Consider the following 13,029-nt stretch of genomic DNA (forward strand, 5'->3'; position numbering starts at 1 on the left):
TATTGGTACATTACCGCATGACCCTTAAGTAGGCCTCAGGCATCCGAAAATTTTCGGATGTTTTCTTTTTTATCAGGAGGCTAAATGAATCAAGGACAAGCTCCTTTCCGCGATCATGATGGGTTCTTCCATTACGTGTATGGCGTTCCTAAAAATGCCAAAACTTTGTTGAACATCTGCCGCAAGAGCAACCATAATCTTGACCGGATTCTTTCCGATGTTGATTTGGATACGCTTGTGCGCTTGCCGGGTTCGTACAACGAAGTGGGCGAACGTGGTGAAGCCGATATCGCATTCAAGGCCCGCATTTTGAATGGCGGGGAAATCAATGTTGGCATTCTCATGGAACACAAATCAAAAAGAAAGAAGAGTGTGCTCAATCAAGTGGGTCGTTATGCCCTCAGGGTCATTATGGACCATGATGACGAAGTTTTCAGTTGGATTCCCACAAAAGCGATTATCATCTACAATGGGCCTACAGAATGGGATCCGCTGGCTGAATTCCGTAAAAAAGCTCGTGCTAAGTTTCAAGGAAACGAACTGCCTTTCGAATGCGTTCTTGTAAATCTCGCGAACATTGATGAATCCGTCTGTCTCGAATCGGACACTCCCTCTGCGGCCATCGGGGCGATTGCGATGAAATACGCCTTTAACCCAGAGGGGTTCAAGGCTGCAATTTCGATTGTGGAAAAAATGCTTCAAAAAATGCCAAGCGAAGAACAGACTACTCTTATCGAAAAAATCATATTATATTTACAGAAAACCCCTTCGCTTCGGCAATGTGAAAGCAAGCTTTCACGCTGCTCTCAGCTTGAAGGTTTTTTAGGAGAGTATATTGATGAATTTGCTGTGGAGGAACTTCAAATGGCATGGAAAAGTATCGGACAAAGGATGGGCTTTGTAAGTGCCGGTGATGCCCGCCGTGCCGCTGAAAAAGAAGGTCGTAAAGAAGGATTTAAAAGGGGGCTCGCAGAGGGGCGTTCGGAAGGACATGCAGAAGGGCGTGCAGAAGGACATAACGATGCTTTTGATGCGATGCGTAAAATTGGGATTTCCGAAGAAAAAATTCAAGAAGCTATGGCTTTGCTAAAATCCTAGTGTTTCATTGTGACGCAAAAAAATGACGGATTTTAATCCGTCATTTTTGCTTTAGATCCTCGCCTTAGTTCGACACGTTCACTACAAGTCGCGAGGATGACGACTTCGTCGTTACTTCTGCGCTTGCACGGCGGTGAGAGCGATCGTATAGACGATGTCTTCGACGAGGGCGCCGCGGGAAAGGTCGTTCACCGGCTTGGCGAGGCCCTGGAGCATCGGGCCGATAGCGATTGTGCCATGAGCAGAGCGCTGCACAGCCTTGTAGCCGATGTTACCGGCAGAGAGGTCCGGGAACACGAACACGGTAGCCTTGCCTGCGACCGGGCTGTTCGGGGCCTTGAGGGCGCCAACGCTTTCAACGGTTGCTGCATCGTACTGGAGCGGGCCATCGACGAGCATTTCGGGGCGGGCGGCCTTGGCTGCGGCGGTTGCTGCCACGACGAGGTCCGCATCCGGGCCCTTGCCCGAATTGATGGTGCTGTAAGAGAGCATGGCGACGCGGCTCGGGAGACCGAAAGCCTTTGCAGTGTCATCGCACTGGAGGGCGATATCGGCGAGTTCTTCGGCGAGCGGGTTCAGGTTGATGGCGCAGTCACCGTAGATGTAGGTCTTGTCCTTCATGCACATGAAGAACACGGAGCTCACGGACTTCACGCCTGGAGCGGTACGGATAATCTGGAGTGCCGGGCGGAGCGTATCTGCCGTGGAGTGGATAGCGCCGGAAACGAGGCCATCGACTTCACCGAACTTGAGCATCATCGTCGCAAGCATAACGTTGTCCTTAAGAGCGGCACGTGCGGATTCCGGAGTCATGCCCTTTGCCTTGCGGAGTTCCACGAGAGTCGGCACGTACTTTTCGGCAAGCTCGGCACTCGGTTCGATGATTTCGATATTGGCCGGGAGCTTCACGCCTACAGACTTTGCCGTAGCTTCGATTTCGGCTTTCGAGCCGATGAGAACCGGCACGGCGATGTTGCGTTCGACGGCGAGGCATGCTGCCTGCACGGTACGCGGTTCGGAGCCTTCCGGGAGCACAATGCGCTTCACGCACTTGGACGCCTTGGAGAGGAGACTTGCGCGGAACATGGCCTGGCTTACGCGGCGTTCTGCAGCCGGTTCAGCAAGGTCGGCTGCGAGGCATTTTTCGCAACGGAGCAAACGCTTGGGGCAGAAGAGTTCTGCATCTTCGCCATCGGCAAAGACCTTGGCATCGAGAGCGGAGGCGAGATCGTCGTTATACTTGTGGGCAATGACATCGTTCATGCCTGTTGCGCCTTCCACGATTACGGCATCGACTGCATCGAAATCCTGCTTGAGGAAATCAGCGCAAATCTTTTCCATGAGCACGGCGGACTTGCCGGCCTTGATTTCTGCGACGCTATCAGCGGCGTTGACGACATCGAGCGGCTTATAGACCGAGGCGATGAGGCCTGCCTTGGTAAGGGCATCGACAATTTCCTGGACTTTGGCTTCCATCTTCTCGGCAGCCGTGGCGACTAGGTAAACACGATTCATTTTTTTTCTCCAGTTTTTGAATTTTCTAGAGTAAAAGTAGGATTTTTTTTGTCAGGCGGGCTTGAACAATCGCTGAATATCGGGACTTGACCGGATTCTTTGTGGCCCCCTTGGGATGACTCGTATGGATCCTATTGCCCTCGGCTTCAGGGGACGATCCCAACCTCCAACTTCTAACTTCGTACTAATCCCTAACCCCTATAACCTACAACCTAAAAAACGACTAACGGCCAAAGACAAATGTCTGAAATGTTTATTTTATTTTACGATATTTAGAATTTATGCAAAATACCCAATATGGGTATGTAATAATTATTTAAAGCATGTTGACTTTGGATTTTTATTTTTATTTTTAGAGATACGTGTATGGGAAACACTGTGGGATAGGGGGAAATTGGTCTTTCTAGGAGTCGCCGATGAGGTTCATTGCGCTTTTTAACAGGGTTTTGGTGTGTTTGGCGGTTTTTTGTGCCTGTGCTTTTGCTCAGACGGTTGCTGTGGCGCATATCATTTACGATGGCAACACTTTGCAGTTTGCCGACAACGAAAGCAATTTCGTGTATAGATCTGTCGAGAAGGACTCGGCGGGCTATTTTGTCATTTCGTTCGACAATGAGCGACTTGCCGAAGGCAAAAAGGACGTGCGCCGTTTACGTTTCGGCATCGGTTGCAGCGGCAATACATGCGCCACGGACTTGAGTCCCAACAACAAGCCTACTCTCGGGGAGCTCTTCCCCGGCTATAGAGAGAGCGATTATGTGAATAACAACGAAAAAAAGACTCCTAAGCAAGAAGTCTGGATTGTTATCGATGACGGTTCGTTGACGTATTCCCCGACGAAACCTCAAACGACCTCCAAACCCAAGACCCACATACGATTCCTTGCTCCATGGACGAATACGAATGCGATTTTGCACGTAAACGGCTTGGAAAAGCCTATGAGTCCGGTCGGTTCCCCGTATTGCGGTTGGTTCGAAAGCAAGCTTACGAAACCCCTTGATTCTGCAAGAGTTTATTTCCGGCAGACCATCGGTTCGACGTATGTCGGAGTGGAAGGGGCGACTGAAGATAAGTCTGCTGTAGAGCCTATCAACTTGGATTCGGCAATCGCCGTTAGCGACACGGTTTGGGTCGTGGCTTTCCAGTACGGTACACCCGAAGTTTATGTCGAGTATCCCGGAGTGCTTGGCGAATGCCTCCCGAAGATTCTCCCCGTGATGATGTTCGACTGGTATGATGGTTCTATCAGTTCCGACGGTTCAAAAGACGGATTCCCCAATTATGGTGCTAAAGGCGGTTCTGGACGCACGGGCTTTGATATTCGCGGAGTGCCGATGTATGGCAATGGCACAAGCCAGGACTTTGGACAGGGCGGCTGTGAAGCATCGCCGATGACGGGAATGGTCGAAAAACAGCTCGGCCCGAACGGGGTGCCGGTGATGTCGAAGAATTTCCCCAGTGACTGCAAAAATTCATCGCACCTCAATAGCTGGTTCCTTCCCGAAATCATTGCCGAAAAAGACGGCAAGCAATATTCCAATGTCACCTGCCGCGACCTCGAATTGACTCTCACGGATGATGGTTTCTGGCTTGGGCAGAAAGATGACGAAAGCCCGGAACACGGCTTGTTCTTGCTAGACGACTTCCGCTGGCTCGATAGCGCCCATACCGTCGAAAACCCGCATTATGATTCCATCAGCGGAGGAAACGACGTTCCGGGACATCACAACTTCGGCTTTGCCATGAAGATTCAAGCAGAATTTGTCTATGTCAAGGGTCAATACTTTGAATTCAATGGCGACGACGATGTCTGGGTGTTCATCAACAACAAGCTTGTTGTTGATATCGGCGGACAGCATAGGAAAGTCAAGAAATCCGTAAATTTGGACGACCTTGGACTTACTCCGGGCGAGACTTACCCATTCCACATTTTCTATGCCGAACGAAAACGCAACCAGTCGAACTTCATGATGAGAACGTCCATCGACTTGAAGGTGGAATCCAGCATGTCTCTTTCGGATTTTTCTACGGATTCGACGCTTATCAAGAAACAGGTATGGCAGATTATTCGCGAAAAGACGCTTGCATGCGATTTTTCCGCAAACCCGGATCAGGTTCGCCAAGAACGCGGCCCTTCGAATTTTACGCTGTTCGGGAAGAGTCTCCCATCGACAGGAATTGCATTGAGCAAGCTCGATTCGCTCTACTATAGTGGCATCACGATTACGGATGATTACACGTTCCTTACCATCAATACGAAGAACATTTCCCGCATGCAGGCACTCCCGCCGGGAACTTACTACGTGCGCATATCCCTCAAGAACAACCCGAAAGAGTACAAGGATGTGTATTTTGTCGTCCCGCCGACGGAACTCCCGAACATCGCTTTTGCAAACATCATAGATTCCAACTACAAAGTGTTTGACGTTGTTTCGCAAGATTCGCTTTCCTTCGACAAATTCTGGAAACCGCTCGGAACGGAATTGAATCGCGATATCAGCAGCGATACGCTCCCCATCAACATGAACAAGAGCGAAAAGCTCTGGGCTGGCCGCATTTATCCTATCAACGTGACTTATGTTGAAGACTGGGCTTTGAACTATAGCGGGATTACCATCAAGGTGACTACGTCGGATCCGAAGCTTGTTCCGTGTGATTCCCTCGGTAACGCACTTGCAAATGGCGAGTTCTTGCTCATGGAAGGGAAAAACACGTTCTATGTCAAGGCGACGGGAAACGTAGTTGACGGTGTAATTGACGTTTCTACCACGGCGGCAAAGAACAAGAGCATCAAGTGGACTAAAATCAATATCGCAGAACCCCCGGTTCCGCAAATCGAAACGGCGTTCATCTACGACCGCAATGGCGATGGACGCGGCGACAGCGTATGGATTAGCTTCAACAAGCCGCTAGGCGGCAACAGCGTATTGGATTCCCTCAAGTTTACGTTCGGCTCGACGCATTATGAACTGCCCAGAGTCGCTTACAACAATGGCGATCGAGTGATTACCATCGTTGCAGACGGCGACGGGTTCGGGACATCCATTTCAACGGGTGGCGCTACGGAACCTTACTCTGGAAAGATTAGTGTCTGGTACACCTATACGAATCCGGAAGACCGCACGGTATCGAATTTTGCTGTCGATGGACAGCTTGGCGACGGTATCGGCCCTATCATCATGGCGGCAGAGATTGGCTACACCGATGATGGTAAGACTCAGCTCTCGCTTACTTTCAGCGAAGGGCTTGACAGCAAAAACATGAGTTCCAGTCTGTTTGCGTTCCGTTGCTATGGCGGTGGTACATTAACGACGATCGTGCAGGATGCGGATTTTGTGTCCGTTTCGTCTGCAAACCGCTGGATATTGATTTACTCGAAAAAATCAATCTCTGACATTCTTCCTATTGTCGGCGACTCCATTCGCTTCAGGCCGCCTTCCGAAGGGGGATTTGCAGTTGATCTCAATGGTATTCCGCCTCACGAGATGAATCCGTGGGTGCGTGTTACGGGTGAACAGCGGATTACGGTCACCAGCCCCTCTGTCGTCATGATGGACAAGGATTCTCCGAATTTCGAAAAAACAAAGGAAATTGCCCGTAGCGATTCTGCGACGATTCCTATAATTGTCAAGAGCGACAAGCCGCTCACGGCAAACGATGTCGGCGATATTTACGGCGTGCAAGGGCATTACCTCGGCGATATGAACATGTCCGAACTTGTCGAAAATGAAATTAGCGAAATTGCGAAAGTCGTAAAGACCGCTACAATGTACGAAGACAAGGAAGCGGTCAAGAATGGTAGCCCCTCTACTTCTGTTTCTCTTGAAACCATCATTTCCTTGATGGACCAAGGAGTGATCAAGCCCAAGGATGCTAAGAATCGTTTCGGCGTAAGCGAAGTCGTTGTCAATGCCTACGAAAATGGCCTTTTGAACAAGGACAATTTGGTCCATTACATGCATGGCTCTAAGGATGACATCAAGAGGCTTGCCGAATCCATGGCTGACAAGACGGAACTCAGCTACAAGACCATATATTACACGAGCCTTGGGCATTTCGTCAATAGGGGCGAGGGTAGAATCGCATGCAACGATGATATTTTCAAGACGGACGGAGCCGTGAACTGCCTCGGGAATGACGGACATATCTTCTTGGCCATGAACCCGCTCAGCAAGGGAAGGATTATTGGCACAGGCGTTTATATTGGCCGTCTCGAAATCCGCCTCATTGTGAACGGCAAGAGAATAACCAAGCGCACGCAGGATTTTCTCATGGGATTCCGTCATCCGAATCTATCTATTTCCGATTTTGACTTGAATAAGTAAAAATTAAGATACGATTCAACTTCTGATTTGTTCCACCCCGGTTTAGGCCGGGGTCTTTTTTTTAAAAAACGGAACTTTTTTCCCGTCTAGGAGCTAATTTTTTTGAGTGTTGCTATCATCACAATTAATTTTACAATCCAAAAAAAAATTTTTTGATAAAAATCACAAGTTTGAGTGTATTTTCAATAAGGTTATAGCCTAATAGTGTTCAGGGAGTCGTGGATGCGAGTTAAAAAGATTTTTTCAGCTTTATTATTTACACTCTTGTGTGCAGTCGTGTCGTCAATGGCTGCGGATTACAACGTTCTTGTAAAAAACGAATCCACTCGAAATAACGGAACGAACCTTTATGTTCGAGTTCGAAATTCGAATCAGATGGTGGGCGGCACATGCACTGCTCTTAGCCGCTATGACGACGGCTCTTTTTACGCCAAGTTGGCAATGGAAGAAGCTAGAACCCCGACGCTGACTTTTTACACTAGGGCTAATTGCGGGGGGACTGCTATAGCGACTGTCAGGCCATTTGCAGGCGCTGATCCCGTTTCAAGTGATGTCATCATTACCATTACTAATACCGGGGCGACTCTGGCCAACAGCCCGGACCCGATTACGCCGCCACAAACGGCAAATCCCGGTGGAGACCGCCCTGATGGCCCGACTGGTCCTGGCGGAGGCCCTACCCCAACTCAGACAAAACGGAAAGTCATACGTTTCTTCGCTCCGTGGACGAACACGTCTGCAATTGTTTATGTCGCGGAAGGCGATTCTGCCAAGATGACAACCGTAAAAAATTACTGCGGTTGGTTCGAAGCCCGTATCACCCCGCCAACGGGTTCGTTACAGGTCTATTTTAAACAGACCATTGGCAGCACTTATGTAGGCGATAACGTCTATAACAAGATTAACCCTACGACGCAAGCGATTTGGCTCTCGTTGGACGATGCTGCCGCTCAGGCTGATACGATTTGGGTCAAGGCGAACAAGGTCGGGCCTCCGAATGTAACTGCTAAGTATCCGGGAATTTTGGGTGACTGCCCGACCAAGAAGCTCCCCGTGATGATGTTCGACTGGCTGCACGGCAATAAGGGCGATGGCGGAATCACGACGACACGCGACAGGCGTGATACTACTGTTGTGAGGACGACCTACGGCAATGGAGCCAAGGATCAAGACCCTGACCTCGGCCCTATGTATGCGACCAGCGATGATTTCGGTTCCGGCGGATGCGGCGGATCGAATGCAAGGGGGACCAACAATGTCGGCTACATGGCCGGAATGGTCGAACCGATTCTAGGACCGAATGGTGTGCCCGTTCGTGCGGCGAACTTCCCCGAGAACTGCAAGATTACAGAACACCTGAACAACTGGTTCCTGCCTCAAATTATTGCACAGAAGGATGGCAAGAGTTATTCCAACGCCACCTGCCGATCCATCGAACTCACTCTTGACAACGATGGTCTCTGGCTGGGGCAGAAGAATAATCGGAGCAATGAAGGTGGCTTGTTCTTGCTCGACGATTTCCAGTACCTCGATGACGAAAAAACGATTATAAATCCGTTCTACGATAATCTTTCTGGAGGGGGCAAGAGGCATAATTACGGTTTCACCATGAAAATTCAGGCGACATTCGAATATGTCCCTGGCCAGTATTTCGAGTTCTTGGGCGATGACGACGTATGGGTGTTTATCGATAACCGTCTTGTCGTAGATATCGGCGGCCAGCACCAGCAGGTTTCCGGCGCAGTCGATTTGGATACGTTAGGACTTCAAGAAGGCGTCAACTATTCATTCCATATTTTCTATGCCGAACGCCACACCGTCGAATCGAACTTCATGATGAGAACGTCCATCGACTTGAAGACCGAAGCAAGCCTCTTCTATCAAGACCTTTCGACGACCAATGTCCTCGATTACAAGATTTACCAGATTGTCCGCGAACAGGCTCTTGCTTGTGATTTCTCCGCCAGCGCGACAACCAAGGATACCGTCGATGCTCCGTCGAACTTTACGTTGATCGGTAGCGGTGCTTATGCCGAAGGCATTCCTCTCGATAGCGTTGGCACTTGGTTTGGCGGTATAACCATCAAGCCGGGCTTTACTGGATTCACAATCGACACGTCGCTCATCAAGACCAAGCGTGCTTTGCCGCCGGGAACGTACCAGTTGCGTTTCTCGTTGCAGAAAGACGAATCGCAGTATGACGAAATTACGTTCGTCATCGACAAGTACGCCGCACTTCCCATTGTCTATGCCAGAGTGGATAACAGGAATAGATGGACTTCCCTCGGAGCGGATGTCGATGGCAATGTTGAACCCCTCAACAAGGAATCCAATAACCAGTGGGTGAATACTCGTTACCCTGTAAACATCATGTTCGAAGATGGTTCTTCGTTTGACGACATGGTCTATGTCAACACGTCGAACCCGGCGTTCTTCGCCTGCGACGAAAATGGCAGCAAGATTACGGCGGTGACTCTCAAAAATGGCAAGGCGACGTTCTATGTCAAGGCGACTGCTCCTGTCCAGGATGTGACAATCCTTGTTGCAAGCGCCGACGAAGAACAGAAGTCGTATTGGAGACACCTGTCGTTCATGGAGCCGCCAGTTCCGCAGGTCGTACATGCTAGCATATTCGATAGAGATGGCGATGGCCGTGGTGATAGCGTTTATGCCAAACTCAATAAGCCTTACGGAAAAGCTCTGGCTAACAGCTTTGTCAATATGGATTCCGTCCAATTGGAATTTGGAGAGGTGTTCCCAACTATTTTGGTCAATAGGAACAATGTCGGGCATAACGATTTCGACAGTTCCATGACGATTACTGCCAATGGCGGATTCGGCACAGTTCCGTTTACTGGCGGTGCAGAAGCCGTCTATAGCGGAAAGATTACGCCGTTCTGGAGTTATTCCGAAGGCGGGGCTCAGACAACTATAAAGCTCACAAGCGATGTAGCGGATTCGATTGGCCCTGTTATTACGTCGGCAGATATTTCTTACAGCAAGGACGGTTCGACAGTGCTTGCGCTTACGTTCAGCGAGGGCTTGGACTGCGAAAATGAAGCTGATGCTCATTATTTCAAGTACTTCTTTAAGAAAATTGGTGTCGAAAGAAATGATATCGTTCCGGACATTCTTTCGAAGGACAAAAAGAATAAATGGAAGCTGATCTTTAGAAGCATCAGCAACGATAAGGACGATATTCCGGCTATGGGTGACTCTATCAAGCTCGTTCCCGGTGTGCACATGGACCTTTTGCATAGAAGTACTGACCCGCGTAACCCGTTTGTCCGCATTGCTGGAGAACAAAACGTTACCGTTACAAGTTCTCCTGTCGTGACGATTGGCGAAAAGGAAGAATCGTTAGAGATTATCAGGAGCCGTACTCCTACCGTTACGAAATTGTACCAGACGGACGAGCCGAAGACGGCTAAGGAAGTTGCCGATGAGTACGGTGTGCAAGGGCATTACCTCGGTGACATGAGTATATCAAGCTACGTGAATGATGAAATGACGGAACTTGAAGCGGCTGTCAAGGAAGCCAACAACAAGAGTGTTGCGAAGGACGGCAGGACTCTCGAAGATCGCCTCCAGACGGAAAGTATTGATAGGGTGAATAGCGATTACAAACTCGGTGAAAATATCGTCAAGGCGTATAAGGAAGGCTTGATCGATGCTCATGATTTGACGGATCTTGTAAATGGCAATGCTGCGACGAAAGAAAAGGTGAAAAAGATACTTGTCGATAAGACGACTCTTAAGTACGAGACGCTCTACTTCACAAGTCTTGGCGTATTCGTGAATAGCGGTTCGGGCACGCTCACCTGCGTAGATAGCGTTTACAACGGGAATTGCCTTGCTAACGAGAAGAATGGAAAGCTGTTCCTTGCCTGGAACATGAAATCCAATGAAGGGCGTTTGGTGGGCACTGGTGTTTACATCGCAAGGCTCAAGTATAAGATTACTGTCGGATGGAAAGTCAAAGTGAACCGCACGCAGGACTTCCTCTGGGGTGTACGTCATGGACGGACTTCTGGCTTTGAAATCGATGTGAATTACTAGAAATAAATTCTCTCTCGTCTCTCTAAAGGCGTCTGCGGTGGCAGACGCTTTTTTGTATGGATTCTTGCTTGCGGAAAAATGCAAAAAAATGGCCGCGCCGATGCGCGACCATTTAGATTTTTGACAAATTCACGACTTATGCGAAGTTGTACAAATCCGTGATGTCGTTGTTGTTCTTGTCGTACATCCAGAACTGGTTGATGTGGGCATATTCATCCTCCACAAGGGAAATGGTGATGTTATGCTTGTATTCCAGATAATTGAACATACGGTTCAGGTCCTTGCAAAGAACATCAATGACTTGAGCGCTGACTACAAGCGTCACTTCGCGGAGACGGCCCTTGGCGTGCGCACGGGCGAGCCAGCGGTCAATCATGCCGAGCGTCGATTCGAGCGTTGCAATGCGGCCACTGCCGTTGCACACCGGGCAGCACTCAGTCTTTTCGGTCATGAGGTTCACGCGGACGCGCTTACGGGTCACTTCCATGAGGCCGAACTGGCTGATCGGGGCCGGGCTAATCGGCGCCTTATCGCGGCGGATCGCCTTGCGGAATTCCTGATAGACGGCTTCACGGTCTTCGTCGGTTTCCATGTCGATGAAGTCGATGATGATGAGACCGCCCACGTCACGGAGACGCAGCTGCTTTGCGATTTCGTGGCAAGCGTCGAGGTTCGTTTCGAGGATGATCTTGCTCTGGTCCTTGCCGTGCACCTTCGGACCCGTGTTCACGTCGATGGACACGAGCGCTTCGGTCTGTTCGATGACGAGGTTGCCACCGCGTGGGAGCGGGACCTGACGCTGCAAGGAACGTGCGTAGTCGTTTTCGATCTTGAAGTATTCGAACAAGCTTTCGCTAGAGCTCCAGAGCTTGACCTTGTCGAGCTTATCCGGAGAGAGAACCTTCAAGTATTCGCGAAGGGCGAAGTATTCGTCGCGATTGTCGATATACACGTAGTCCGTGTTGTCGCCGAAGTATTCGCGAACCGTCTGTTCGATGGAATCGGATTCTTCGTAGATGCAGGTTTCGGCAGGCATGGTTTCGAAGTTGTACTTCGTCTGTTCCCACTTGCTTTCGAGCTCGCGCATCTGCTTGTTGATTTCGAATTCGGATTCGTTGAGGCCGTTGGTGCGGACGATGTAGCCCACGTCGCGGCCCTTGAGACGGCGGACGACCTTCTTGAACTCGCGGCGCTTGACCGGGTCGCGTTCGCGCTTGGACACGCCGACGAAATTTGTACCGGGCATGCAAACCAAGAAACGGCCAGCAAAGCTCAAGTGTGTCGTCAAACGGGCACCCTTGGTACTGATCGGTTCCTTGACCACCTGCACCATGATTTCCTGGCCTTCCTGGAGAATTTCGTCGATCGAAATTTCCTTAGAGGCATCGCCTTCATCATCATCGTCACCATATTCGCGGCGCAACAGTTCGTTGCGGTCCATGGCGTCTTCCTGATGCAAAAAGCCAGCCTTCTCAAGACCAATGTCAATGAATGCCGCCTTGAGTGCGGGGAGCACCTTCTGAACGACACCCTTATAAATATTGCCCAGAACTCGATTAGAGGAAACACCTTCAACAACCAATTCCGCAAGTTCTCCATCTTCCATGATGGCGATGCGCTTTTCGTACGGCGTTTTGCTAATCAAGATTCCGCGCTTACACTTATTTGCCATTAAAACTCCTAAAGGGTAAAGCAAAACTTGATATATCCCCAAGACCAGTCCAAAAGTATGGACCGCATCCGAGCTCCCGATGTTTCTTGACGGAAAGTACCGCCCGCCTGCAAAGCAAAGCCTGGGGACTATAAATATAGATAAGTAGGAAGTAGGAAGTAGGAAGTAGGAAGTGAGAAGTGGTTAGTAAACAGTGGTTGGTGGTTAGGGATTTGGGGTTAGGTTATAGGTTTTAGAGGAGTTAGGACAATTATCACGCGTTTCACGCGTCCATTATAAGGCGGCTCAGCCGCGATTTTTCTCTCCTAATACCTGTCACCTGTTACCTAATACCAATCTTTCGTCTATAGTCCGCAAAGC

General features: G+C 49.7%; 5 protein-coding genes. 3 read left to right on the forward strand and 2 right to left on the reverse strand.

Annotated features, from left to right (window positions below):
• Window positions 1-84 precede the first annotated feature (84 nt).
• Complete coding sequence (locus tag IKG78_RS08070) at window positions 85-1,098, forward strand: Rpn family recombination-promoting nuclease/putative transposase (protein ID WP_290942091.1); 1,014 nt, start codon at window positions 85-87, stop codon at window positions 1,096-1,098.
• A 111-nt stretch (window positions 1,099-1,209) separates the two neighbouring features.
• On the opposite strand, the gene pta is transcribed toward IKG78_RS08070, so the two are convergent.
• Window positions 1,210-2,613: a phosphate acetyltransferase gene (gene pta, locus IKG78_RS08075; RefSeq protein ID WP_290942093.1), complete on the reverse strand. Its 1,404-nt coding sequence runs from the start codon at window positions 2,611-2,613 to the stop codon at window positions 1,210-1,212.
• A gap of 416 nt (window positions 2,614-3,029) precedes the next feature.
• On the opposite strand from pta, the gene IKG78_RS08080 reads away from it, so the two are divergent.
• Window positions 3,030-6,938: a fibro-slime domain-containing protein gene (locus tag IKG78_RS08080; protein WP_290942096.1), complete on the forward strand. Its 3,909-nt coding sequence runs from the start codon at window positions 3,030-3,032 to the stop codon at window positions 6,936-6,938.
• Between the two features lie 222 nt (window positions 6,939-7,160).
• Window positions 7,161-10,997, forward strand: coding sequence for a fibro-slime domain-containing protein (locus tag IKG78_RS08085; RefSeq protein ID WP_290942099.1), 3,837 nt, complete (start codon window positions 7,161-7,163; stop codon window positions 10,995-10,997).
• 136 nt (window positions 10,998-11,133) lie between these two features.
• Here the strand turns inward: IKG78_RS08085 and IKG78_RS08090 are convergent, their stop codons facing one another.
• Entirely contained in the window at window positions 11,134-12,669 is a 1,536-nt protein-coding gene (locus IKG78_RS08090) for an Rne/Rng family ribonuclease (protein WP_290942102.1), read from the reverse strand.
• Window positions 12,670-13,029 lie beyond the last annotated feature (360 nt).

The sequence above is a fragment of the Fibrobacter sp. genome, from assembly GCF_017545445.1.
Lineage (GTDB): Bacteria > Fibrobacterota > Fibrobacteria > Fibrobacterales > Fibrobacteraceae > Fibrobacter.